The sequence below is a fragment of the Hydrogenophaga sp. L76 genome (assembly GCF_057654755.1).
Genome location: NZ_CM172807.1, coordinates 2,587,501 through 2,611,151 on the forward strand (window position 1 = coordinate 2,587,501; position 23,651 = coordinate 2,611,151).

Consider the following 23,651-nt stretch of genomic DNA (forward strand, 5'->3'; position numbering starts at 1 on the left):
ATGCCCTGGGCAGCGTGAAACTGGAAGTGGCCAGCGGCACCTCCAGCGGGAAGATCGTGGCCGAGCTGGAGAAGATCTGCAAATCCTTCCCCACCGCCGATGGCGGGCAACGCATGGTGGTCCGCGATTTCACCGGCACCATCCTGCGCGGCGACAAGATCGGTCTGATCGGGCCCAATGGGGCGGGCAAAACGACCCTGCTGAAGATCATCCTGGGTGAGCTGGCGCCCGACAGCGGCACGATCCGCCAGGGCAGCAAACAAACCGTGGCCTACTTTGACCAGATGCGCGACCAGATCGACCTGGACGCCACGCTGGAAGACTTCATCAGCCCGGGTAGCGAGTGGATCGAGATCGGCAACAAGCGCACCCACGTCAAGAGCTACCTGAGCGACTTCCTGTTTTCGCCTGCACGCGCCAACGCACCGGTGCGCACGCTATCGGGTGGCGAGCGCAACCGCCTGCTGCTGGCGCGGCTGTTTGCGCGCCCGGCCAACGTGCTGGTGCTGGACGAGCCCACCAACGACCTGGACATCGACACGCTGGAGCTGCTGGAAGACCTGTTGCAACAATACGAAGGCACCGTGTTCCTGGTCAGCCATGACCGGCGCTTCCTGGACAACGTGGTCACCAGCACCCTGGTGTCCGAGGGCGAAGGCCGCTGGCGAGAATACGTGGGGGATGTGCAGGACTGGCTCACGCAGTCGGCGAGAGCCGAAGCGCTGCAGCGCGAGCGTGCGCCCGCCGCAGCGGCCACTGCACTGGCCCCCGTTTCGACCGTGCCCGCGGTGACCAACACCACGGCCTCACCGAAACGCAAGCTCAGCTACAAGGAACAGCGCGAGTTCGAAACCCTGCAAGGGAAGATCGCTGCACTGGAGGCCGAGCAGGCGGAGATCGACCGCGCGCTGGCGGGCGGGCAACTCTTTGCCACCGATCCGGCCCGCGCCACTCAATTGGGCGCCCGACACGCCGAAATAGAGTCTGAGTGGATGCAGGCCCTGGAGCGCTGGGAGGTGCTTGGAGGCAGTTGAACGCCCCAACCGGCCGAGTGCGGCGCCCGCTTGTCCAAGGGACTGGGCCGCGCGTTCACGCGACTGGCCACGCTTCGGCCGCGCCCTGCCCCTGATGCACGCCGAGGCGAAGCGGATCGATGCCGCGCTGGCCGCGCTGCTCAGCGCGGCGCCACCAGCCGCTTGAACGCCTTCCAGAACGTCGCGTCCTGCGTGGTCGCGAAGTTGATGCGCATCAGCGTGCTCGGTGCGCGCGCGGCGTGGAACAGCGAGCCGGGCGCGATCAGGTAGCCCTCGTCCAGCATGCGCTGCGCCAGCGCCTCGGTGTCCACGCCCGTGTCCACCCAGCCAAACAGTCCCGCGGGCTCCGAGACGAAACGGCAACCCGCCGCCTGCGCCAGCTTCACGCTGCGGCTGCGGGCTTCGTCCAGCCGGGTGCGAATGCGCTCGGCATGACGCAGCAGCTGGCCCTGCTCGATGCAGTGCGCCAGCGCGCGCTCCAGCAGGCTGGGCGTGGTCAGCGTGGTGTGCAGCTTGGTGTCGAGCAGTCGCTCCACCCAGTCGGGCGGCGCCACCAGGTAGCCCACGCGCCAGTTGGGCGCCAGGATCTTGGCAAAACCGCTGACGTAGATGGTGCGCTGCAGACCGTCGAGCACGCTCATGCGGGTGGCGTGCTCGGGTGCAATGTGGCCGTAGGTGTCGTCCTCCACCACATAGAAACCGTGCTGCTGCGCGAGTTGCAGCACACGGTGCGCGCTCGCCGGCGAGAGGCTGTAGCCGGTCGGGTTGTGCAGCACGCTCACGCTCACGAACAGCTTGGGTGCGTGTTCTTCGCAGTAGCGCGCCATCACCGCCAGATCGGGCCCCGCCGGTCCGCGCGGCACCGGCAGGATGCGCATGCCCATGGCCGCCAGCCGCGCGAACTCGACCGCCCAGCCCGGCTCTTCCACCATCACACAATCGCCCGGCTTCAGCAGGGTGCGGCTCACGATGTCGAGGGCATGCGTGGCGCCCACGGTGGTGATGATCTGCTGCGGCCCAGCGGGCAGGCCCAGCACCTGCAGGCGGTCGGCCAGCACGCGGCGCAACTGCCCGTCGCCCAGCGGTTCGCCGTAACGCAGCGAGTTGTCAGCCAGCGCAGGCCCCGTGGTGACGCGGCGCACCGCCGCCTGCATGAAGTTGGAGACCATCCAGTCCGGCGGGAAGGCGCCCATGCCGGGCTGCGGCCGCGAGCCCGCCGGGTGGAACATGCCGCGGATCAGCGCCGCTGCGTTCACCGGCGCGGCCATGCGGTCGGACGACTCGGCGCCCGGTGCCGGATCCGCACGCCCGGCACCCGCGCCCCGCAGCGGCGTGCGTTCACGCACGAAAAAGCCGCGGTAACGCTGCGCCTGCACCAGGCCCTGCGCCAGCAACAGGTCGTAGGCAGCCACCACCGTGGACGGGCTCAGGCCCTGCTGGGCCGCGCACTGGCGCACGCTGGGCAGGCGTGCGCCGGGTGCGAGCAGGCGGTCGCGGATGCGGGCGGCAAAGCGCTCGGCCAGCTGCTCGGCCAGCGTCTGCGCCGCCGTGCGGCTGAGGGCGGGCGCGCTGGACAACGCATCGCCAGGGCTGGCGTCGGAGGTGTTGAACATGGCAGTGTGTGGGCAGAACGAACCACACAGTTGTTGAACTGAATGCCCAAACTGTATGGCTTGTGTATTGGTGTGAAAGGATAAAGTGTCTGCCATGCGCCCGCAAGCCCTTTTCACTCACCACCGTCCGTTCAAGGCACCGGACCGGTGTGCACACGCGAAGGGCCGCCCATGAACGCCACCGAATTCAGCGCCCTGCTGGTGCTGGCCACGGCCACCAGCTTCACGCCCGGGCCCAACACCACGCTGTCCACCGCGCTCGCCGCCAACTTCGGCCTGCGGCATTCGCTGCGTTTCGTCTGCGCGGTGCCGGTGGGCTGGGGTGTGCTGCTGGCGCTGTGCGCCGGTGGCCTGGGCACGCTGATCGTGGCGCAGCCGGCCTTGCGCTGGGCCATCCTCATCGGAGGCTGCGCCTACCTGCTGTGGCTGGCGCGCAAGCTCTGGGGCAGCCGCTCGCTCAGCCAGGTCAAGGCGGAGCGACTGCAGGTCACGTTTGTGCAGGGCGTGGGGTTGCAGTTCCTCAACATCAAGGCCTGGATGCTGGCGCTGTCCATCGTGGCGGGCTGGATCGCCGGCCGGCCGGACGCGCTGGAGCGCTTCGTGCAGGTGCTGCCGCTGATGCTGGCCTTCGCGTTTTTCAGCAACCTCCTCTATGCCTCGGTCGGTTCCCTGCTGCGCCACTGGCTGGCCGGTCCGGTGGTGGACGGCGTGGCCACGGGCGCGCGCCTGCAGGTGTTCAACCGCGTCATGGCCAGCGCGCTGGTGCTCACCGCCGGGTGGATGCTGATGACGGGCCTGGGAGGCCAGCCATGAGCCACAGCACCGCGCTGCCCGCCCTGCCCAGCCACCGCGAACAGACGCTGGGCCTGTGGCTTGGCCTGGTCGGCGTGGTGGTGTTCGCGCTCACCCTGCCCATGACGCGGCTGGCCACCGGCACGGCCGACGCGCCCCAGCTCTCGCCCTGGTTCGTCACCTGGGCGCGCGCCGCGCTGGCGGGCGGCCTGTCGCTGATCTACCTGCTGGCCACGCGCTCGCCGCTGCCGGCGCCCGAGCACCGCCAGCCGCTCGCGCTCTCGCTGCTGGGCAATGCCATCGGTTACCCGCTGCTGCTGGGCTGGGCGCTGCGCCACGTGACAGCCAGCCACGCCGCCGTGATCACCGCCCTGCTCCCGCTGGCCACCGCCGCCGCCGCGGCCTGGCTGCTGCACCAGCGCGCGCGCCTGGGCTTCTGGCTGTTCGCCGGGCTCGGCAGCCTGCTGGTGGCGGCCTACAGCCTGCTGCGCGCGCACCAGCTCGGCCACGGCTTCGGTCTGGCCTGGGCCGACGGGCTGCTGGTGGGCGCCGTGATCGCGGCCGCGCTCGGCTACGTGGCGGGCGCCAAGGTCACGCCGGTGCTCGGCGCCGAGCGCGTGATCAGCTGGGTCTGCGTGATGGCTCTGCCGCTCACCGTGCCCGGCGCGCTGCTGACCTGGCCCGATCAACCCATCAACACCTCGGCCTGGTGGGCGCTGCTCTACGTCGGCGTGTTCTCCATGTGGGCCGGCTTCTTCGCCTGGTTCCGCGGGCTGGCGCTGGGCGGCGCGCTGCGCGTGAGCCAGCTGCAATTGCTGCAACCCTTCGTCAGCATCCTGGCCGCCCTGCCGCTGCTGGGAGAATCGCTGGATGCGATGACGCTGGGCTTTGCACTCGCCGTGGTCGCCACCGTTTTCATGGGGCGCCGCATGGCCGCCCCGCCCATCACACATTCGAAATCCAACAAGGAGACTTCATGAGCAGCACCTGGACCCTCGCGAAACGCGCCCACAAGATGAACCCGTCGGTGATCCGCGAGATCCTGAAAGTGACCGAGAAGCCCGGCATCATCAGCTTCGCCGGTGGCCTGCCCTCGCCCAAGACCTTCCCGGTCGAGGCCTTCGCCGCCGCCTGCGAAACCGTGCTGCGCACCGACGGTCGCGCTGCGCTGCAGTACGCGGCCAGCGAAGGCTACCGCCCGCTGTGCGAATGGGTCGCGGCCAGCATGCCCTGGGACGTGTCGGCCGATCAGGTGCTGATCACCACTGGCAGCCAGCAGGGCCTGGACCTGGTGGCCAAGGTGCTGATCGACGAAGGCAGCACCGTGCTGGTGGAAACGCCCACCTACCTCGGCGCGCTGCAGGCCTTCACGCCGATGGAACCGAACATCGTGAGCGTGGACAGCGATGCCGAGGGTGTGGACGTTGAAGACTTGGCCGCGAAGGCCGACGGCGCGCGTTTCCTCTACGTGCTGCCCAACTTCCAGAACCCCACCGGCCGCAGCATGAGCGAAGCACGGCGCCAGGCGCTGGTGGAGCGCGCCGCCGCCATCGGCCTGCCGCTGGTGGAAGACAACCCGTATGGCGACCTGTGGTTCGACCAGCCGCCCCCGAAACCGCTGACCGCGCGCAACCCCGAAGGCTGCATCTACCTGGGTTCGTTCTCCAAGGTGCTCGCGCCCGGCCTGCGGCTGGGTTATGTGATCGCGCCCAAGGCCATCATGCCCAAGCTCTTGCAGGCCAAGCAGGCGGCCGACCTGCACAGCCCCAGCTTCAACCAGCGCATGGTGTCCGAGGTGCTGAAGGACGGCTTCATTCACCGCCATGTGCCCACCATCCGCGCGCTGTACAAGAGCCAGTGCGCCGCGATGCTGGAGGCGCTGAAGACCGAAATGGCTGGCCTGGACGTACAGTGGAACTCGCCCGACGGCGGCATGTTCCTCTGGGTGCGCCTGCCCGAAGGCATGAACGCCGTGGAACTGCTGCCGAAGGCTGTGGACAAGGGCGTAGCCTTCGTGCCCGGTGCCGCGTTCTACGCCGACCATGCGGACCCGCGCACGTTGCGCCTGTCCTTCGTGACGGCCAGCGAGGAGCAGATCCACATCGGCATCGCGGCGCTGGCGCAGGCGATCCGCGAATCCGCGCAAGGCTGATCGCCATGCTGCGCCTCTGGGGACGCATCAGCTCGATCAACGTGCGCAAGGTCGTGCTGTGCGCGCAGGTGCTCGGGCTGGAGTTCGAGCGCATCGACGCCGGCCTGAGCTTCGGCGTCGTGAACACGCCCGACTACCGCGCGAAAAACCCGAACGGTCTGGTGCCGCTGCTGGAAGACGGCGACTTCATCCTCTGGGAATCGAACGTGATCGTGCGTTACCTGTGTGCACGCGCGGGTTCACCGCTGTACCCCCAAGACCTGCAACAACGCTTCAACGCCGAACGCTGGATGGACTGGCAGCAAACCGAGCTGAACCCGGCCGGCAGCCCCGCCTTCAAGCAATGGATCCGCACGCCGGCCGAACAGCGTTGCCCGCAGGTCATTGCCGCGTCGGTGGCCGCGACCGAGCCGCTGTTCGCACAGCTCGATGAGCATCTGTCAAAACAAGCCTTCATGGCCGGCGACGCGCTGAGCATGGCCGACATCCCCATCGCCTGCGAGGTGCACCGCTGGTGGGGCCTGCCGCAGCCGCGCCCCGCGTGGCCGCACCTGGAACGCTGGTACGCGCAGTGGCTCAGTTTGCCCGCGAGCCGTGGCGTGCTCGATCTCCCCCTGTCCTGACACCGGAAGCCCACCATGCAGCAACGCCCTTTCAAACAGGTCGACGTGTTCACCGCCACGCCTTACCGCGGCAACCCGCTGGCCGTGGTGCTCGACGGCAGCGGCCTCTCGGCCGCCGAGATGCAGCACTTCACCAACTGGACCAACCTGTCGGAATGCACCTTCCTGCTGCCGCCCAGCGATGAAGGCCGTGCGGCGGGAGCCGACTACCGCGTGCGCATCTTCTGCCCCGGCCGCGAGCTGCCCTTCGCCGGTCACCCCACACTGGGCAGTTGCCACGCCTGGCTCGAAGCCGGTGGTGTGCCGCGCGGTGAACACGTGGTGCAGGAATGTGGTGTCGGGCTGGTCAAGCTGCGGCGCGACGGCCACCGGCTTGCGTTCGCCGCGCCGCCGCTGATCAAGAGCTGCCCGCTGCCTGAAGAAGACGTGGCGCTGATCGCGCGTGGCCTGGGCGTGGCGCGCGGCGACATCACGGCCCACGCCTGGTGCGACAACGGGCCCAACTGGCGCGGCGTGATGTTGCGCAGCGCCGAACAGGTTCTGGCGCTCAGGCCCGACGGCGCGGTGCTGGCCGGGCTGGACATTGGCGTGGTGGGCCCGCGCGGCAAGGTCGGCGTGGTCGGTGCCCGCGATGAACACGACACGTTGTTCGAGGTGCGCGCCTTCTTCCCCGGCAACAACGGCCTGTGCGAAGACCCCGTGACCGGCAGCCTGAACGCCGCGCTCGCGCAATGGCTGATCGGCGCGGGCCTGGCGCCCGAGCGCTACGTGGCCGCGCAAGGCACGGCGCTGGCGCGCGAGGGCCGCGTGTTCATCGAGCGCGACGCCAGCGGCACGATCTGGGTCGGCGGCCAGTCCGTCACCTGCATTCACGGCCACGTCACCCTGTGACCACCCCGCACAGCGCGCAGATCGACCACCTCGTGGTGGCCGCGCGCACGCTGGACGAAGGCGTGGCCTGGTGCGAGGCCACGCTGGGTGGGGTGCCCGGACCGGGCGGCGAACATGCCCTGTTCGGCACCCACAACCGGCTGTTGCGGCTGCACTGCGAACACGCCTCGCGCGCCTACCTGGAAATCATCGCGGTGAACCCGCAGGCCACGCCCACGCGCCCCGCCCCGCTGAAGCGCTGGTTCGATCTTGATGACCCGGCCCTGCAGGCGCGCCTGGCCCAACACGGGCCGCAACTGGTGCACTGGGTGGCCAGCGTGCCCGACATCGACGCCGCCACCCGCCAACTGACCTCCCTCGGCATTCACCGCGGCCCGGTGATCGCCGCGTCGCGCCCCACACCGAAGGGCCTGCTGCAATGGCGCATCACCGTGCGCGATGACGGCCAGCGCCTGTTCGGCGGTTGCCTGCCCACGTTGATCCAGTGGGGCGAGACACACCCCGCCAAAGCCATGCCGCCCAGCGGGCTCGCGCTGCGCGGCCTCACGCTCAGCCACCCCGAAGCGACCGCGTTGCAACAGGCGCTGAATGCCACCGGCCTGGATCAGCTTGCCGTGGCGCCGGGCCCCGCCGCGCTCACCGCGTTGCTCGATACACCCCACGGCCCCCACACGCTGACCTCGCTCCTTTGAACCACCGGTGCCCCTCATGTCCATTCAACTGCCCAACCTGCAAGACATCGAAGCCGCCGCCCAGGTGGTCTACCAATCCTTCCAGGCCACACCCCAATACCGGTGGGCCACGCTGACGCAGCGCCTGGGCGCGGACTGCTGGGTGAAACACGAAAACCACACGCCGGTGGGCGCGTTCAAGATCCGCGGCGGCCTGACCTATTTTCACCAGTTGAAGCAACGCGGCGAGCTGCCGCGCGAAGTGATGAGCGCCACGCGCGGCAACCACGGACAGAGCATCGGCTGGGCGGCGCGCGCGCACGGCGTGGCCTGCAGCATCGTCGTGCCGCTGGGCAACTCGCTGGAGAAGAACGCCGCCATGCGCGCGCTCGGCGTGAACCTGATCGAACACGGCAACGACTTCCAGGCAGCGCGCGAACACGCGATCCAACTGGCCGCCGAGCGCGGCGCGCACATGGTGCCGAGCTACCACAAGGACCTGCTGCGCGGCGTGAGCACCTACTGGTGGGAATTTTTCCAGGCCGTGCCGCAGCTGAACGTGGTCTACGTGCCCATCGGTCAGGGCTCGGGCGCGTGTTCGGCCATCGCGGCCAAGCTCGCGCTGGGGCTCCCCGCCCGCATCGTCGGCGTGGTCAGCGCGCACGCCACCACCTACGCCGATTCGATCGCTGCGGGACGCGTGGTCGAATCCCCCGTGAGCACCGAACTCGCCGACGGCATGGCCTGCCGCGTCGCCGACGATGCGGCGCTCGACGTCTTGATGCCGCACCTGGACCACGTGGTGAAAGTCAGCGACGACGAAGTGGCGCAGGCCATGCGCACGCTGTTCGCCGACACCCACAACGTCGCCGAAGGCGCGGGCGCGGCCAGCTTCGCCGCTGCGTGGCAGGAACGGGAAAGCCTCAAAGGAAAGGTCGTCGGCACCACGCTGTGCGGCGGCAATGTCGACAGCGAGGTATTCGCCAAGGTGCTGTCGAACACGGACTGAAAACGGGACCCCTCCGGCGAGAGGGTTCGTGCCGAGGATGCCGCGGAACCGGCTTTGCCAGGCCGCCAGCATCGCCCCCTGGGGGGCTGAGGACCGCGGCTCCGAGGCTGCCTGCGCAGGCTTGGACGGGACGAAGAGTCATCGGCTCTGACGATGACGCGGCCTGCAAGACACCCGCCCTTAGGCGGGGCGCGGGGGGGTCACAAGCCGCGCCACCACCTCGCAGAACGCCTCCACCGCGTCGGTCTTGAACACCACCTCGCGCACCCCGGCGGCCAGCGCTTCTGCCTGCAGTTCGTCGGTGATGTACCCCGAAGCCAAGGCCACCGGCAGATCCGGGCTGATCGCCAGCACGGCCCTGGCCACTTCCAGACCCGACATGCCCGGCATGTTGTAGTCGGTCATCACCAGATCAAACCCGGCGGGCTGGCTGCGCACGGCTTCAATGGCCTCGTTCTGGTCGGTCAACGCAGTGACCTTGTAGCCGCGCCGCTCCAGCAGGCGGCGCACCAGAAACACCAGGGTGTCGTCGTCGTCGAGGTAGAGGATGTGGCGCGGGTCGGTCATCGCATCAGGAGCCATGTCGGGTTTCTCCACTGAAGAGGGGCCGGGCAACTCGGTGTTACCACTTGTGTGGGTTGTCATTGTGCCCCCATCCGGGGTGAGCCCGGTATCGGCCGTTGCCGCGGACAGCGCCCGAACTGCGGGGAAATACAGCGTGAAGGTGGTGCCCACGCCGGGTGCGCTGTCCACCTCGATGGCACCTCCGTGCGTCTGCACGATACCCAGCACCACCGGCAACCCCAGGCCGGTACCGGCACCGACCACACGGGTGGTGAAAAACGGTTCGAACATGCGCACGCGCGTGGCCTCGTCCATGCCGCAGCCGTTGTCCTGCACCTGCACCCGGACCGCGCGATTTTCGGCACACGCCTGCACCACCGCGGCGGGCAGGCGCGGATCGTCGGACCCCAGTGCGTCGATCCGGTATTCAATGCGGCCGGCCCGCCCATTCAGCGCGTGGGCGGCGTTGGTGCCCAGGTTGAGCAGCACCTGGCTCAGTTGCGTGGCGTCGGCCAGGATGGGCGGCAGGCCGTCCGCACAGGTCTGCACCAGTTCAAACGGAGACGCGGTGGCCGCACGCAGCAAGCTGCAGGACTCGGCCACCACCTCGGCCACGTGCACCGGCCTGCGTTCCATGGGTTGCTGGCGGCTGAAGGCCTGGACCTGGCGCACCAGCTCGCGACCGCGTCGCGCCGCGGTACTGATCTCGTCCAGGCTTTCGCTGGCCAGGGAGTCGGGCGGCAGATCCTGGCGCGCCAGATCGGCATTGCCCAGGATGGCGGCCAGGATGTTGTTGAAATCGTGCGCCACGCCGCCCGCCAGCGTGCCGAGCGCTTCCATCTTGTGCGCCTGCGCCAGCTGGTGCTCCAGCGCCTGCTGGTGTCGCTGCGCCTCGCGCAGCGAGGTGATGTCCACGAAGGTGAACATCACGTGCCGCAGGTCACCGATGGCGTCGTTTTCGGGGTAGGCGTTGCACAGCGCCCACTGGGTCTGCGCGCCGTCGCCCGACTGCACCCCCAGGATCACGTCGGCCACGGGTTGCCCGGTGGCGAGCACGCGTTCAAACGGGACCTCGTGGCGCGGCATCGGTCGCCCGTCTTCGCTCAGCAAGCGCCATTCGGGCGCGAACGGCACGGGCATCGCCGAATGCGCATCGCGCTCGCTCCAGCCCAGAAAGCGCCGCGCCGCGCTGTTGACGCTGGCGAGCGTCTGGTCGGGCCGGAACACCATCACGCCAGCGCTCAGGTTTTCGATCAGCGCCCGCGAGTCGGCCTCACGGATCTGCAGCACCTGCCGCGCGCGATCACCCTGCTGCTGCAGGCGCAGCGTGACCAGAGAACTGAAGATCACCAGGCGCAGCAGCACGTCGATCATGGTGCCCAGCAAGAGCACAGGCACCGCCGGGCTCGTGCGTTCTCCGGTGGCGCTGACCGGCAGGAACCAGACGCTCACCGCCAGCCCGATCAGCGCCACGAGCTTGAACCAGGTGACCCAGCGCAGCACCTGCAATTCGAGGATGCGGTGAAGGGGGTCGAAGCGGCGGATGTCGTTCAAGGCCAGGCCGGCGATCACGACACCCGCCGCGGAAAACAGGATCTGGCGCGCCGCCATCGAGTCCCAGACCGAGGTCAGCAACACATTGCCAACGAACACGGCCAGAAGGGCCGCCAGCACCGGCCGCAGCGCGTAGGGCTGCCCCAGGTAACTGCGAAGTCCGATCCACAAGAACGCCGCGCTGGCGACGAACGCGGTGTTGGCCACGCCGAAGGTGAGCAACTCGGGTCCGTCGGGACGCAGCCCCAGCCCCACCGAACCCAGGGCCGCCAACAGCCCGGAGACCGTCCACCAGCCCGGCCCGCCCACAGAGGGATGGCGGCGCGCTTGCGCGAAGAACGCGGCGGTCGCCAGCCCATCGACGCAAAGCCGAAGTGCCAGGATGGTCAACAAGTCAAGTTGCATGGAGGTGGGCAGGTTTTTCGTGGTTCCATTGAAGCACAGGACCCATCGGCCAAACGCCAGATGTGCCCTGATTTTCCAGCGCGTTTTTCCGCCGGGGGCCAAAGCGCAGCCGGCACGGAGGCCGGCAGTCGCTGTCGGGACAAAGCCCGGGCCCCGGCCTCCACCAGAATGACCCCATGGGAATCCTCTACCTTGTGCGCCATGGCCAGGCCTCGTTTGGCGCAGACGACTACGACCAGCTCAGCGCGCTCGGCCAGCGGCAGAGCGAGCGACTGGGCCGCTACTGGGCCGAGCGCGGCCTGCGCTTCGGCGCCGTGCTCACGGGCAGCCTCAAGCGCCACGCCCAAACCTGGGCCGGCATCGCCAGCGGGGCCGGGCTGGACATCGAACCGCTGGTGTGGCCGGGACTCAACGAATACGACAGCGAGGCGGTGATCCGCGCCGTGCTGCCCTGCAGAAGCGGAGCCGTGCTCGGCGATCCCCACTCACCCGAGGGCTATCGCGCGCATTTCCGGCTGCTGCGCGACGGTCTCGCGCAGTGGATGGCGGGCACCGTGAGCCCACAGGGCATGCCGGAATACACCGACTTCGTGCACGGCATCACCAGCGCGCTGGACCATGTGCGGGCGAACCACAAGGGTCAGAACGTGCTGATCGTCTCCAGCGGGGGGCCGATCGCCACCGCGGTGGGCCACGTGCTGGGCCTGAGCCCGGACGCCACCATCGACCTCAACATGCGCATCCGCAACAGCGCCGTCACCGAGTTCCAGTTCAGCGCCCGGCGCCACACCCTGCTGACCTACAACACGCTGCCGCACCTCGACAGCCCGGACCACCGGGACTGGATCACGTACGCCTGATCAGTCGAACGCGGTGCGTTCGGTGAGCGTGTCGGGCGGCAGGCGGTCGATCTCGCCCAGCAACTGCGCCAGCGCGCGGCCCGCGGCGTCGAGAACGGCGTGGCCGTTCTCGGCGTTGGCGGCGCCCGCGTTGCCCACCGCGCCGTTGGCGTTGTAGTCCTGCATCATCCAGCCGAGCTTGGCGCTCCGGCCGTTGCCGAGGATGGGAAAGTGCATCGCGCGGTCCTGCGAGGTGGAACGGAAATACTCGGCCTGCTCCATGCGCACCCGCTCAGGGCGCAGCGCCAGCATCATGGCCGTTTCGATTTCGCCGGCGTGGATGCCGAAGCGGTGTTCGTCGGCGCTGAAACGCGCGTTCACGTCCTGGCCCTGCGCATCGGTGAGCGGCAGGCTGAACCAGTTCACGCTGTAGACCAGCATGCCCAGCCGCGCGCGCAGGTCGCGCGCCACCAGGTCCATCAGGCCCACCTGGCCGCCGTGGGCGTTGAGCAGCACCAGCTTCTTCACGCCGCTGGCGGCCACGCACTCGCCGATCTCGGTCCACAGGCGCAACACCGTCTCGGCCTTGAGCGTGAGCGTGCCGGCGAAGCGCGTGTGCTCCGGGCTGAAGCCCACCGCCTGCGTCGGCAAAAACAGCGCCGGCAGGTCGTGCGGGATGTGCGGCAGCGCGGCGGCGATCACGCCGTTGACCAGGTCGGTGTCCACCGACAGCGGCAGGTGCGGCCCGTGCTGCTCGGTGGCGGCCACCGGCAGCACCGCGATGGCACGCGCGCGGTCGAGCGCAGCGAAGTCGGCGGTGCTGAGGTCGGACCAGTGGCGGGCGGGCGCTTTCATGGCGGCAGTTTACGGCTTGTGGCCGCTGCCCCGTAAGATGAAGCCATGACCCAGGACCTCTTCCGCCAGGACGCCTACCTCACCGAGTGCAGCGCCACCGTCACCGCCGTCAACCAGCACGGCATCGTGCTCGACCGCAGCGTGTTCTACCCGCTCGGCGGCGGGCAGGCCGGCGACGCGGGCGAACTGCTGCTGGCCGACGGTACCTCGATCACCATCGCCGATACCCGCAAGGGCAAGGACGCCGAAGGCCGGCCCACCGCCGACATCGTGCATGTGCCCGCCCCGGATCAGGACGCGCTGCTCGCCACGCTGCAACCGGGCACGGCGCTGACCGCCCGCATCGATGGGGCGCGGCGCTACCGGTTGATGCGTTTTCACACCACCACCCACCTGCTGTGCCACCTGGTGCCGGTGCCCGTCAACGGCTGCTCGATCACGCCCGACTACGCGCGGCTCGATCTGGCCCTCACCGATCCGCTGGACAAGGATGCGCTCAGCGCCGGCATCGCCGCGCTGGTGGCCGCGGCGCACCCGGTGCACATCGGCGCCATCAGCGACGCCGAACTGGACGCCAACCCGTCGCTGGTCAAGAGCATGAGCGTCTCGCCGCCGCGCGGCAGCGGCACGGTGCGCACCGTGCGCATCGGCGAGACCAGCCTGATCGACCTGCAGCCCTGCGGCGGCACGCATGTGGCCAACACCGCCGAAATCGGCCGCGTGGTGGTCACCAAGATCGAAAAGAAGAGCGCCACCACGCGCCGCGTGGTGCTCGGATTTCAGGACGCTCCCCCCCGCGTCGCCTTCGGCGCCACCCCCTGAAAGGGGCGACACCTGAGGCCCGGAAAAGCCGGTTCCTCGGTGTCTTCGGGATGGACCGTTTCGCGCGACGCGTGTCAGCGTTGGCGTGTGGGGGGCTACTCTCGGTACATCCAGCTCCGCGACCACGGCAGCCCCGCCGTGCCCTGCCCGGCCGGCCGGCACAGCACCTGGTAGAGCGCCACCTCGTCGTTCTCGAACGCCAGCGCGCAGCCCGCGAGGTAGATGCGCCAGATGCGCCAGCGCTTCTCGTCCAGCAGCGGTTTGATGCACCCGGTGTTGGCCTCAAAGGCTTCGCTCCAGAGCTGGGTGGTGCGCTGGTAGTGGCGGCGCAGGTTCTCCACGTCGAAGGCTTCAAGCCCACCTTCCTGCAGCGTGCGCAACACGGTGCCGATGTGCGGCAGCTCGCCGCGCGGAAACACATAGCGGTCGATGAAATGGCCGCCGCCGTGGCGCGTTTCGCCGTCGCAGGCGTCGGTGCTGGTGATGCCGTGGTTCATCACCCAGCCATCGGGCTTGAGCAGGCGGCGGATGTGGCCAAAGTAGCTCGCCAGGTGGTCCAGTCCCACGTGTTCGAACATGCCCACGCTGGTGATGCGGTCGAACGGGCCGTCGCTCACGTCGCGGTAGTCCTGCAGGCGGATCTGAATGCGGTCCTGCAGCCCGGCCGCGCGCACCCGCTCTCGCGCCAGCTCGTACTGGTTTTTCGACAGCGTCACGCCCACGCACTGCGCGCCATACTGCTGCGCCGCGCGCAGCACCAGCGCGCCCCAGCCGCAGCCGATGTCGAGCAGGCGCTGCCCCGGCTGCAGACGGATCTTGCGCAGGATGTGGTCGATCTTCTTCAACTGCGCTTCGTCCAGCGTTTCGTCACCGTGTTCGAAGTAGGCGCAGGAATACACCATGCCTTCGCCCAGCCACTGGGCGTAGAACGCGTTCGACACGTCGTAGTGGTACTGGATCGCCTCGCTGTCGCTCTCGCGCGTGTGGCCAAAGCGTCGGCGGATGCGCCCGAGCAAGCCGGCTTCGGGCTGGGCCGACTCGGCCAGCCGGTGCGCCACGGCCAGGATGTCGGCCACCGAACCGTCCACATCCACCAGCCCCTCCACATAGGCCTGGCCCAGTGTGTCCAGCCCCGGATCGATCAGCAGCGGCAGCGCCGACGGGTCGCGCACGCGGATCTCCACCATCGGCTGCTCGAAGTCGCCCAAGGCCAGCGAAGCGCCGCCACCCGCGCCCCAGCTCAGGCGCACCGGCAGGTTCACCTGGTTCTTCATCCGCTGCGCCCACGGCAGCAAGGCGCGTTCGACGATCGATCCCATGCACAAGCCTCCATGCAGATCCGTCCAGGCTTCGGTTTTTACATAAAGCTTCTGGTTCTGTGAACCCTCTGACCACCCCAACCGTTCAATGATTCCGATAGACGGCCTGCATGAAGCCACCAGACTTGACCCTGACAAACCAACAGCACTGACTTATATTCGGTCCCATCCCGGACGCGCCGGGTCCCAGGAACTTGAAGCCGGTAGCGCCCTCATACTTCACTGGCACCGCCCGCCCCCCGCTGCGACGACCCCCCAAAACCCGCTCCCGATGCTCCAGAAACTGCTTTCATGTGCCGTCCGCTCTGTCCAGCGCCGGCTTCCGGCCTTGTCGCTGGCTTTGCTGCTGCCTCTCGCCGTGCAGGCGCAGGGCATCCTCGGTGGCGCCACCAGCCAGACCCTGCCCCAGATGGTGCAGGGCGAGCTGCTGGCCCACGCGCCCGAAGGCGCTGCGCCCGGGCAAAAGCTCTGGGTCGGCCTGCAGCTCACGCACACCCCAGAGTGGCACACCTACTGGAAGAACTCCGGCGACTCCGGCCTGCCCACCGAGCTGCAGTGGACCCTGCCCGAGGGCGTGACGGCCGGTGACATCGCCTGGCCCACGCCGCGCAAGTTCCCGCTTGGCACACTGGCCAATTACGGCTACGACGGCACCGTGCTGCTGCCGGTGCCGCTGACCGTGGCGCCCGGCTTCAAGGGCAGCCATGTGGACGTGCAGCTCTACGCCGCCTGGCTCGCCTGCCGCCAGGAATGCATTCCCGAAGAAGGCAACTTCACGCTGCGCATCCCCGTGCAAGGCTCGACCGCGCTGAACGGCCTGGCGTTCGAGGCCGCGCTGGCCGCCGGCCCGAAAGACCAGCCCGCCGCCGACAGCGCGCTGGCGCCCGAACCCGGCTTTCTGAACGCCTCGCTCGCCGGCCTGCCCGCGGCCTGGCAGGGGCAAAAACTGGAGTTTTTCCCCGAAGCCACCGGCCTGATCGAACCCGGCGCCGCCTGGACCCAGGCCTGGGACGGCGCACGCTGGACCGCCCGCGTGCCCCTTTCACCGCAGCGCAGCGACAGCCCGGCCCAGCTCGCCCTGGTGGTGGCCCAGGCCAACCCGCCCGGCGAAGGCGCGGGCAGTGCCGGCGTGCGCCTGACCGTGCCGGTGCAAGGCGACTGGCCCGCCGCCGCGGCCCTGCCGGTGGCCGTACCCGATGCGCTGCAGGCCGCGCTTGACGCCAATGCCGCGCGCGCCGCGGCCCCGGCAGGCCCGACGGGCGCACCGATCACGCTCTGGGCCGCCCTGATCGGCGCCCTTTTGGGTGGTGTGATCCTCAACCTCATGCCCTGCGTGTTCCCGGTGCTCGCCATCAAGGTGCTGGCGTTCGCCAAACACGCCGGCGACCGCAGCGCCCACCGCGCCAACGGCCTGGCCTACACCGCCGGTGTGGTGCTCTCCTTCCTGGCGCTCGGCGGTCTGCTGCTGGGCCTGCGCGCCGCGGGCGAACAGCTCGGCTGGGGCTTCCAGCTGCAAAGCCCGGGCGTGGTGGCTGCGCTGGCCGTGCTGTTCACCCTGATCGGCCTCAACCTCGCCGGCCTGTTCGAATTCGGCAGCGTGCTGCCCAGCGGCCTGGCCAGCCTGCAGGCCAAAAACCCCACAGCCGATGCCTTCCTGACCGGCGTGCTCGCCACCGCCATCGCCTCACCCTGCACCGCGCCTTTCATGGGCGCCTCGCTGGGCCTGGCCATCGCCCTGCCCCCGGTGCAGGCGCTGGCTGTGTTCGGCATGCTGGGCCTGGGCATGGCGCTGCCGTACCTGGTCGCCAGCTGGTGGCCGGCCGTGGCACGCGCGCTGCCGCGCCCCGGCGCCTGGATGGACACCTTCCGCCGTGGCATGGCCTTCCCCATGTTCGCCACCGTGGTCTGGCTGCTATGGGTGCTGGGCCAGCAGAGCGGTATCGACGGCGCCGCGGCGCTGCTGATGCTGCTGGTGGTGCTGGCGCTGCTGGTGTGGGCGCTCGGCCTGCGTGGCAAGAGCCGCACCGTGCTGGCCGGTTTCTCGCTCGCCGGTCTGCTGTGGCTGGGCTGGGCGGTTGGCCCCAACGTGACGCGGATGCAGGACGCCAGCCCCGGCGCCGAAGTCGCCACCGCCGTGCAGGGCGTGAGCTGGCAGCCCTGGAGCCCCGAGCGCCAGGCCGCCCTGCTGGCCGAGGGCCGCCCGGTGTTCATCGACTTCACCGCCGCCTGGTGCGTGACCTGCCAGTACAACAAGCGCACCACGCTCGCCAACGCCGATGTGCTGGGCGACATCGCCGCCAAAAACGTGGCCCTGCTGCGCGCCGACTGGACCCGACGCGACCCCGCCGTCACCGCCGCGCTGGCCAGCCTGGGCCGCAACGGCGTGCCGGTGTATGCGATTCACAAGAACGGACAGGCGCCGCAGGTGCTGTCCGAGGTGCTGGGCGTGGACGAGGTCCGCGCGGTGATTGCCGGGTTGTAATCTCCCGCGCCGCCTGCGGCGTCACCCCCCGGGGGGCGCACCTGGCGGCCCGGCGGAGCCGGTTCCGCGGGTGCCTTGAACCAAAGCGCCGTGCCCGTGTCGTAGTTCTTCTGTTGTCCAACGGAGCCAGACCATGATGCAACGCCGCCACTTCAACACCCTGGGCGCCACCGGTTTGGGCGTGCTCGCCCTGCCAGCCGGCCTGCTGCCCCGCGCGGCCCACGCCGCCGCCAGCGTCGGCCAGCCCGCGCCCGACTTCACGCTGAGCGACACGGCGGGCAAACCCGTCAAGCTCTCGCAATTCAAGGGCAAGCTGGTGGTGCTGGAGTGGAACAACCCCGGCTGCCCCTTCGTGCGCAAGCACTACCAGGGCAACATGCAGGCGCTGCAGAAAGACTTCACCCATCAGGGCGTGGTCTGGCTGGCGATCAACTCCACCGAAGAGGCCAGCGGCGACTACCTCAGCCCGCCGCAGCTCGCGCGCTGGATGACCGAGAAAGGCGCCAGCCCCAGCGCCACGCTGATGGACGAAGACGGCAACGTCGGCAAGGCCTACGGCGCCCGCGTCACCCCCCACATGTACATCGTCAACGGCCAGGGCCTGCTGGCCTACGCGGGCGCCATCGACAGCATCCCCACCGCCCGCGTGGCCGACATTCAAAAAGCCACCAACCACGTGCGCCAGGGCCTGACCGAACTGCTGGCGGGCAAACCGGTGAGCGTGGCGACCAGCCAGGCTTACGGCTGCAGCGTGAAGTACAAGACCTGAAGGGTCGCGGCGTCTTGAGGCAAGACACCGGGAGGTCCGCGGCACAAGCCCGTCAGAAACAAACGCTTGACAGCCGTCACTTATGCACAAATCCTGTGCAGCGACCCGCCAGGACATCGCAGGGAATCAAAACACACCTCACCGGCCGGCCACATCCTCAAGTCTTTGATTTCATTGACTTTTTATTTTTGCCCTTTTTCCGGGCAGCTCAAGAAAACCCTTGATTTACAAGGCCTCCCGGTAGGTACACAGGCGCTATCAACAAAGTTATCCACAGAAAGATGGGACATCGGCAGAAGCCAAGTCAAATCAAAGACTTACGCCACTTTTTGACAGTTCTGCCGAAGGATGAGCTGCCCGCGGACGGTGAAAGTGAGCACTGTGCGAGCCCAGTGCCTGGCCGGTACCGTTTCGATGACGTGATGGTTCAGGCGCCAAGGTCGACTTCGGTACTCGCTGATGGCCGAATCCATCCCGCGATCGGCGCCGCGGATGCGCTGCTCATGGGTCAACGCCGCGCGGGATAATCCCAGCTTTCTATCGACGACCGCACCGGACACCCCCATGAGCTACGCCCCCCTGCAGAACGACACCTTCCTGCGCGCCTGCCTGCGCCAATCGACCGACCACACGCCGGTGTGGCTGATGCGCCAGGCCGGCCGCTACCTGCCCGAGTACTGCGCCACGCGCGCCCGGGCGGGCAGCTTCATGGGGCTGGCGACGAACGTGGACTATGCGACCGAGGTGACGCTGCAGCCGCTGGAGCGGTATGCGCTGGACGCGGCGATTTTGTTCAGCGACATCCTGACCGTGCCCGACGCCATGGGTCTGGGCCTCAGCTTCCAGCAGGGCGAAGGCCCGAAGTTTGCGAAGACGGTGCGCACCGAGGCCGACGTGGCCACGCTGGCCGTGCCGGACATGGAGAAGCTGCGCTACGTGTTTGACGCGGTGACCAGCATCCGCAAGGCGCTCAACGGCCGCGTGCCGCTGATCGGCTTTTCGGGCAGCCCCTGGACGCTGGCCTGCTACATGGTGGAGGGCGGCGGCTCGGACGACTACCGCGCGGTGAAATCGCTGATGTACAGCCGCCCGGACCTGATGCACCGCATCCTCGCGATCAACGCAGACTCGGTGGCGACGTATCTGAACGCGCAGATCGAAGCGGGTGCGCAGGCGGTGATGATCTTTGACAGCTGGGGCGGCGTGCTGGCCGACGGCAAGTTCCAGGACTTTTCGCTGGCCTATACGAAGCGCGTGCTGGCGCAGCTCAAGCGCGAGCACGACGGCGTGACCATTCCGCGCATCGTGTTCACCAAGGGCGGTGGCCTGTGGCTGGACGACATGAAGGGCCTGGACTGCGAAGCCCTGGGCCTGGACTGGACGGTGAACCTGGCCAAGGCACGCGCCGCGGTGGGCGACACCAAAGCCCTGCAAGGCAACATCGACCCGAACGTGCTGTTCGCGCCGCCCGAGGCGATCGACCGTGAAGTGGCGGCCGTGCTGGAGAGTTTTGGCAAACCCCACCAAGGCGCCGGCACCGGGCCCACGCACATCTTCAACCTGGGCCACGGCATCAGCCAGTACACCCCGCCGGAGAGCGTGAAGGTGCTGGTGGACGCGGTGCACACGCACTCGAAACGCCTGCGCGCGCAAGGTTGACCGCGGCCCTGGCCAGACCGGCCGGGCGGTCCCAGACCGCTGCATGGGGGTCAAAACCCCAGCCTGCGACAAGCCCATAGCACAAAAGCCCGGGAAAAAACCACTTGACACATCTCACTTATGCACAAATCTTGTGCTGCGGCGCCGCAACAATTTTTCGGCGCTTATGAATCGGTTCGGCGCAAGCCAACTCTCGCAAGTTGTTGATTTGATTGACTTTTGATTTCTGCTTTTTTTCCGGGCATTTTAAGCAAGCCCTTGATTTACAAGGCTTCCCGGCCCGCAAAATGCACCTATCAACAAAGTTATCCACAGAAAGTCTGGATAGTCGGATAAGCCCCGGTAAATCAAAGACTTGCATCGCTTTCCGACAGTTGAACTGAGGAAACTCCGCTAACCATGGCTTTCTGGCCCAGCATCGTTGTTGCCACCCCGGCCCACAGCGGCGTGGGGGCGACGCTCACGTACCGAAGTGAGTTGTCGCTCGCGCCGGGGGTGCTGGTGCGTGTGCCGCTGGGGTCGCGCGAGGTGCTGGGCGTGGTCTGGGACTGCCCGGACGCACCACCCGAAGGCCTGACCGAAGCCCGGACCAAAGCGGTCGCGGGCGTGCTGGACGGCCTGCCGCCGCTGAATGCGTGCTGGCGCCAACTGGTGAAATTCAGCGCCCAGTATTACCAGCGCAGCCTGGGCGAGGTGGCACTGGCCGCGCTGCCGCCGCAGCTGCGCGGGCTCGACAGCACCCAACTGGCCCGCCGGCTCAAAAAGCGCGCCAAGGCGGGAGCGGCCGGACCGGCCACCCCGGGCGAACTGAGCGGACACGACCTGAGCGACGAGCAGGCCGAGGCGCTGCAGGCCCTGGCCGCTGCCAGCACCCCGGTGCTGCTGTTTGGAGCCACCGGCAGCGGCAAGACCGAGGTGTACCTGCGCGCCACACAGGCGGTGCTGGAAACCACGGTCTCTGACGGCGAAAGCCCCACCCAGGTGCTGGTGATGGTGCCCGAAATCAACCTCACACCCCAGCTGGAAGCGCGTTTTCGCGAGCGTTTCGAGCCCGGATTCGGCGCCGGCTCGGTGGTCTGCCTGCACAGCGGCATGACACCGGCACAGCGTTTGAACAGCTGGCTGGCGGCGCACACGGGCAGCGCGCGCATCGTGCTGGGCACACGCATGGCGATCTTTGCGAGCCTGCCGGGGCTGCGGCTGATCGTGGTGGATGAAGAACACGACCCGAGCTACAAGAGTCAGGAGGGTGCGCGCTATTCGGCGCGGGATCTGGCGGTGTACCGGGCGAAGGTGGAGAGCGAGGCGCTGGCGGCTGGGACAGCGGCGCTTCGCACGGTGGCCATGCCGCGCTGCCAGGTGCTGCTGGGCTCGGCCACGCCTTCGCTGGAGAGCTGGCACGCGGCGGACCAGGGGCGTTATGTGCGGCTGACCATGCCGGGGCGCATCGGCGGCGGGGCGCTGCCGCGCCTGCGCCTGGTGGACATGAACCACCAGCCCAAGGGCGCCGTGCTGGCGCCCCCGCTGCTGGCGGCCATGAGCGAGCGCATTGAACGCGGCGAGCAGTGCCTGGTGTTGCTGAACCGCCGCGGCTACGCGCCGGTGCTGGCCTGCCACGACTGCGGCTGGAAGAGCGGCTGCCCGCACTGCAGCGCCTACCGCGTGTTCCACAAACTCGACCGCACCCTGCGCTGCCACCACTGCGGCTTCACCGAACGCGTGCCGCGCGCCTGCCCGGACTGCGGCAACCTCGACATCGCGCCCGTGGGCCGCGGCACCGAGCAGGTGGAAGAACAGCTCGCCACCCTGCTGGCCGACGTGAAACGGCCCGACGGCAGCCCCGCGCGCGTGGCGCGCATGGACGCGGATTCGACCCGGCTCAAAGGCAGCCTGGAAGTGCAGCTCGCGGCGCTGCACAGCGGCGAGGTGGATGTCTTGGTGGGCACGCAGATGATCGCCAAGGGCCACGACTTCCGCCGCATCACGCTGGTGGCCGGGATCAACGCCGACTCCGCCCTGTTTGCCAGCGACTACCGTGCGCCCGAGCGCCTGTTTGCCCTGCTGATGCAGGCGGCGGGCCGCGCCGGGCGCGACGCGGCGCAGAGTGGCGCGAGCGAGATGTGGGTGCAGACCTGGTACCCGCAGCACCCGCTGTTTGCCACGCTGAAAAAACACGACTACCCGGCCTTCGCCGCCGAACAGCTGACCGAACGTGAGCAGGCCGGCATGCCGCCGTACGGCTTTCAGGCCCTGCTGCGCGCCGACGCGCGCACGCAGCAGGCCGCGCAGGCGTTCCTGAACATCGCCGCCGGGCAGGCCGCCGGCCTGCCGCACCGCGACGACATCACGCTCTACCCCGCCGTGCCGCTGACGATCCAGCGCGTGGCCAACGTGGAGCGCGCGCAGATGCTGGTGGAGACCCATTCGCGCGGCGCGCTGCAGCGTTTTCTGTCGGCGTGGCAACCGGTGCTGCACGCCTGCCGCAGCGCGCCCGAGGCCAAGGGCCTGGTGCGCTGGGCGGTGGACGTGGACCCGCTCACCATATAAGGCGGCACCATGGCGCGCAAATCCAAAGCCAAACCTCCGGTGCAATCGCTTGACGATGTCGAGGACGAAGAGCCGTCAACCGCGCCACGGATGAAGATGAACACGCCCTGTGCATGGGACGGCGACACGCTGGTGGTCAACATCCTGGGCACACCGGCGGCCAAGCGCGACGCGATCGGCAAGACCAAGGGTCACCAGCTCAAGGTGAGCGTGACGGCCACGCCGGTGGCGGGCAAGGCCACCGACCACATGGTGAAGTTCCTGGCGGAAGAATTCGACGTGCCGGCCAAGGCCATCACCGTGGTGTTCGGCCGCTTCAACATCAACAAGCAGCTGCGCATCCTGGCGCCGAAGAAGATACCCGCCGTGCTGGCCAAGCTGCTGCAGGACGCGGGCCCGTAGGGCTCAGGGCAGCTGTCGCGTCAGGAAGACGCCGTTCGGGATGCGCTCGGCTTCAAAAAAGGCCGCATCGCTCAGACCGTCGATCAGGTAACGCAGGCAGCGCACCACGAAGCCGTGCGACACCAGCAACACGGTCTGGCCGTCGTGCATCGCGCGCAGCAGTTGCAGCCCGCGCTCGACCCGGTCCACCACCGCGCGGGTGGCTTCGGCACCGGGGGGTTCTTCGTCCCAGCGATAGGCCACGTTGCGCGCGGCGAGTTCGGGGAACTGCTGCGCGGCTTCGTCGGCGGTGAGGCCTTCGAATAGGCCGAAATCGCGCTCGCGGAAGTCGGCGTCCAGACGCGGCACCAGCCCGCGCGCGAGCGCCACCGGTTCGGCCGTCTGGCGCGCCCGCAGCATGGGCGAGACCACCAGGGCGTCGATGCCACCGGGCAGCGACAGCACAAGCTGCGCTGCCTGGGCCAGACCGGTGGCGTTGAGCGGCAGGTCGAGCCGACCCTGCCAGCGTTCGTCGGTGTTGAGGTCGGTCTGGCCGTGGCGGGCGAGCAGAAGGGTCAGGGCCATGCGGAGGGGGTCGGGTGGAAAGCCCTGATCTTCGCACCGACCCAAAAAAGCCCCCGGAGCCGAAGCTGCGGGGGCCGGGGCAAGA

At 68.6% G+C, this 23,651-nt stretch carries 20 protein-coding genes (1 of these 20 running past the window's edge); 15 read left to right on the forward strand and 5 right to left on the reverse strand.

From position 1 onward, the window contains the following. A protein-coding gene (locus AC23D4_RS12375; protein WP_472889992.1) for an ATP-binding cassette domain-containing protein crosses the window boundary here: on the forward strand, positions 1–1,034 show its 3' portion. The gene continues 868 nt to the left of window position 1, outside the view; 1,034 of the gene's 1,902 nt are visible here — the last part of the coding sequence; its start codon lies off the left edge, out of view; the stop codon is at positions 1,032–1,034. A gap of 140 nt (positions 1,035–1,174) precedes the next feature. Here the strand turns inward: AC23D4_RS12375 and AC23D4_RS12380 are convergent, their stop codons facing one another. Beyond that, the gene (locus tag AC23D4_RS12380) at positions 1,175–2,647 is read right to left on the reverse strand and encodes an aminotransferase-like domain-containing protein (protein ID WP_472889993.1); all 1,473 of its coding nucleotides are present in this window, start codon (positions 2,645–2,647) and stop codon (positions 1,175–1,177) included. Between the two features lie 171 nt (positions 2,648–2,818). On the opposite strand from AC23D4_RS12380, the gene AC23D4_RS12385 reads away from it, so the two are divergent. From AC23D4_RS12385 to AC23D4_RS12415, 7 genes are read left to right on the forward strand one after another with little or no spacing between them, the layout of a single operon-like run. Further along, complete coding sequence (locus tag AC23D4_RS12385) at positions 2,819–3,460, forward strand: LysE family translocator (protein ID WP_472889994.1); 642 nt, start codon at positions 2,819–2,821, stop codon at positions 3,458–3,460. Beyond that, on the forward strand, positions 3,457–4,419 hold the full coding sequence (locus tag AC23D4_RS12390) for a DMT family transporter (protein ID WP_472889995.1): 963 nt from the start codon (positions 3,457–3,459) through the stop codon (positions 4,417–4,419). Before AC23D4_RS12385 ends, AC23D4_RS12390 begins: the two co-directional genes overlap by 4 nt. After that, entirely contained in the window at positions 4,416–5,591 is a 1,176-nt protein-coding gene (locus AC23D4_RS12395; RefSeq protein ID WP_472889996.1) for an aminotransferase-like domain-containing protein, read from the forward strand. Before AC23D4_RS12390 ends, AC23D4_RS12395 begins: the two co-directional genes overlap by 4 nt. A gap of 5 nt (positions 5,592–5,596) precedes the next feature. Further along, positions 5,597–6,214 carry a glutathione S-transferase family protein gene (locus AC23D4_RS12400; RefSeq protein ID WP_472889997.1) on the forward strand — a complete coding sequence of 206 codons (618 nt, stop codon included), beginning with the start codon at positions 5,597–5,599 and terminating at the stop codon, positions 6,212–6,214. 15 nt (positions 6,215–6,229) lie between these two features. Beyond that, complete coding sequence (locus AC23D4_RS12405; protein WP_472889998.1) at positions 6,230–7,105, forward strand: PhzF family phenazine biosynthesis protein; 876 nt, start codon at positions 6,230–6,232, stop codon at positions 7,103–7,105. Continuing rightward, on the forward strand, positions 7,102–7,797 hold the full coding sequence (locus AC23D4_RS12410; protein WP_472889999.1) for a VOC family protein: 696 nt from the start codon (positions 7,102–7,104) through the stop codon (positions 7,795–7,797). The genes AC23D4_RS12405 and AC23D4_RS12410 overlap by 4 nt, the downstream gene beginning before the upstream one ends. A gap of 16 nt (positions 7,798–7,813) precedes the next feature. After that, positions 7,814–8,785: a threonine dehydratase gene (locus AC23D4_RS12415; RefSeq protein WP_472890000.1), complete on the forward strand. Its 972-nt coding sequence runs from the start codon at positions 7,814–7,816 to the stop codon at positions 8,783–8,785. A 180-nt stretch (positions 8,786–8,965) separates the two neighbouring features. Here AC23D4_RS12415 and AC23D4_RS12420 read toward each other — a convergent pair whose 3' ends face one another. Next, on the reverse strand, positions 8,966–11,308 hold the full coding sequence (locus AC23D4_RS12420) for a hybrid sensor histidine kinase/response regulator (protein ID WP_472890001.1): 2,343 nt from the start codon (positions 11,306–11,308) through the stop codon (positions 8,966–8,968). 176 nt (positions 11,309–11,484) lie between these two features. Between AC23D4_RS12420 and AC23D4_RS12425 the strand changes: the two genes are divergently transcribed. Next, positions 11,485–12,168, forward strand: a complete 684-nt coding sequence (locus AC23D4_RS12425; protein WP_472890002.1) for a histidine phosphatase family protein — start codon at positions 11,485–11,487, stop codon at positions 12,166–12,168. Here AC23D4_RS12425 and AC23D4_RS12430 read toward each other — a convergent pair whose 3' ends face one another. Then, positions 12,169–13,002, reverse strand: coding sequence for a creatininase family protein (locus AC23D4_RS12430; RefSeq protein ID WP_472890003.1), 834 nt, complete (start codon positions 13,000–13,002; stop codon positions 12,169–12,171). A 45-nt stretch (positions 13,003–13,047) separates the two neighbouring features. Here AC23D4_RS12430 and AC23D4_RS12435 point away from each other — a divergent pair, with 45 nt between their 5' ends. Then, positions 13,048–13,824, forward strand: coding sequence for an alanyl-tRNA editing protein (locus AC23D4_RS12435; RefSeq protein WP_472890004.1), 777 nt, complete (start codon positions 13,048–13,050; stop codon positions 13,822–13,824). A gap of 95 nt (positions 13,825–13,919) precedes the next feature. On the opposite strand, the gene AC23D4_RS12440 is transcribed toward AC23D4_RS12435, so the two are convergent. Beyond that, positions 13,920–15,143, reverse strand: a complete 1,224-nt coding sequence (locus AC23D4_RS12440; protein WP_472890005.1) for a class I SAM-dependent methyltransferase — start codon at positions 15,141–15,143, stop codon at positions 13,920–13,922. Positions 15,144–15,414: 271 nt separating this feature from the next. On the opposite strand from AC23D4_RS12440, the gene AC23D4_RS12445 reads away from it, so the two are divergent. The 5 genes from AC23D4_RS12445 (at position 15,415) to AC23D4_RS12465 (ending at position 23,002) form a co-directional block, all read left to right on the forward strand. Further along, positions 15,415–17,625, forward strand: a complete 2,211-nt coding sequence (locus AC23D4_RS12445; RefSeq protein ID WP_472890006.1) for a protein-disulfide reductase DsbD family protein — start codon at positions 15,415–15,417, stop codon at positions 17,623–17,625. Between the two features lie 136 nt (positions 17,626–17,761). Then, positions 17,762–18,394: a thioredoxin family protein gene (locus AC23D4_RS12450; protein ID WP_472890025.1), complete on the forward strand. Its 633-nt coding sequence runs from the start codon at positions 17,762–17,764 to the stop codon at positions 18,392–18,394. 564 nt (positions 18,395–18,958) lie between these two features. After that, entirely contained in the window at positions 18,959–20,053 is a 1,095-nt protein-coding gene (gene hemE / locus AC23D4_RS12455) for a uroporphyrinogen decarboxylase (RefSeq protein WP_472890008.1), read from the forward strand. Positions 20,054–20,452: 399 nt separating this feature from the next. Further along, a complete protein-coding gene (gene priA / locus AC23D4_RS12460; protein WP_472890009.1) occupies positions 20,453–22,600 on the forward strand; it encodes a replication restart helicase PriA in 2,148 nt (715 codons plus the stop codon). A 90-nt stretch (positions 22,601–22,690) separates the two neighbouring features. Next, positions 22,691–23,002, forward strand: a complete 312-nt coding sequence (locus AC23D4_RS12465; RefSeq protein WP_472890026.1) for a DUF167 domain-containing protein — start codon at positions 22,691–22,693, stop codon at positions 23,000–23,002. A gap of 3 nt (positions 23,003–23,005) precedes the next feature. Here the strand turns inward: AC23D4_RS12465 and AC23D4_RS12470 are convergent, their stop codons facing one another. Continuing rightward, positions 23,006–23,566, reverse strand: a complete 561-nt coding sequence (locus AC23D4_RS12470) for a histidine phosphatase family protein (RefSeq protein WP_472890010.1) — start codon at positions 23,564–23,566, stop codon at positions 23,006–23,008. Positions 23,567–23,651 lie beyond the last annotated feature (85 nt).

Excerpts from the sequence above, each read along its gene's own strand:
- hemE (WP_472890008.1), top strand. The coding sequence starts at position 18,959 with ATGAGCTACGCCCCCCTGCAGAACGACACCTTCCTGCGCGCCTGCCTG.
- AC23D4_RS12420 (WP_472890001.1), bottom strand. The coding sequence starts at position 11,308 with ATGCAACTTGACTTGTTGACCATCCTGGCACTTCGGCTTTGCGTCGAT.
- AC23D4_RS12430 (WP_472890003.1), bottom strand. The coding sequence starts at position 13,002 with ATGAAAGCGCCCGCCCGCCACTGGTCCGACCTCAGCACCGCCGACTTC.
- AC23D4_RS12465 (WP_472890026.1), top strand. The coding sequence starts at position 22,691 with ATGAAGATGAACACGCCCTGTGCATGGGACGGCGACACGCTGGTGGTC.
- AC23D4_RS12435 (WP_472890004.1), top strand. The coding sequence starts at position 13,048 with ATGACCCAGGACCTCTTCCGCCAGGACGCCTACCTCACCGAGTGCAGC.
- AC23D4_RS12385 (WP_472889994.1), top strand. The coding sequence starts at position 2,819 with ATGAACGCCACCGAATTCAGCGCCCTGCTGGTGCTGGCCACGGCCACC.
- AC23D4_RS12390 (WP_472889995.1), top strand. The coding sequence starts at position 3,457 with ATGAGCCACAGCACCGCGCTGCCCGCCCTGCCCAGCCACCGCGAACAG.
- AC23D4_RS12450 (WP_472890025.1), top strand. The coding sequence starts at position 17,762 with ATGCAACGCCGCCACTTCAACACCCTGGGCGCCACCGGTTTGGGCGTG.
- AC23D4_RS12405 (WP_472889998.1), top strand. The coding sequence starts at position 6,230 with ATGCAGCAACGCCCTTTCAAACAGGTCGACGTGTTCACCGCCACGCCT.
- AC23D4_RS12395 (WP_472889996.1), top strand. The coding sequence starts at position 4,416 with ATGAGCAGCACCTGGACCCTCGCGAAACGCGCCCACAAGATGAACCCG.
- AC23D4_RS12425 (WP_472890002.1), top strand. The coding sequence starts at position 11,485 with ATGGGAATCCTCTACCTTGTGCGCCATGGCCAGGCCTCGTTTGGCGCA.
- AC23D4_RS12380 (WP_472889993.1), bottom strand. The coding sequence starts at position 2,647 with ATGTTCAACACCTCCGACGCCAGCCCTGGCGATGCGTTGTCCAGCGCG.
- AC23D4_RS12400 (WP_472889997.1), top strand. The coding sequence starts at position 5,597 with ATGCTGCGCCTCTGGGGACGCATCAGCTCGATCAACGTGCGCAAGGTC.
- AC23D4_RS12415 (WP_472890000.1), top strand. The coding sequence starts at position 7,814 with ATGTCCATTCAACTGCCCAACCTGCAAGACATCGAAGCCGCCGCCCAG.
- AC23D4_RS12470 (WP_472890010.1), bottom strand. The coding sequence starts at position 23,566 with ATGGCCCTGACCCTTCTGCTCGCCCGCCACGGCCAGACCGACCTCAAC.
- AC23D4_RS12440 (WP_472890005.1), bottom strand. The coding sequence starts at position 15,143 with ATGGGATCGATCGTCGAACGCGCCTTGCTGCCGTGGGCGCAGCGGATG.
- AC23D4_RS12445 (WP_472890006.1), top strand. The coding sequence starts at position 15,415 with ATGCTCCAGAAACTGCTTTCATGTGCCGTCCGCTCTGTCCAGCGCCGG.
- priA (WP_472890009.1), top strand. The coding sequence starts at position 20,453 with ATGGCTTTCTGGCCCAGCATCGTTGTTGCCACCCCGGCCCACAGCGGC.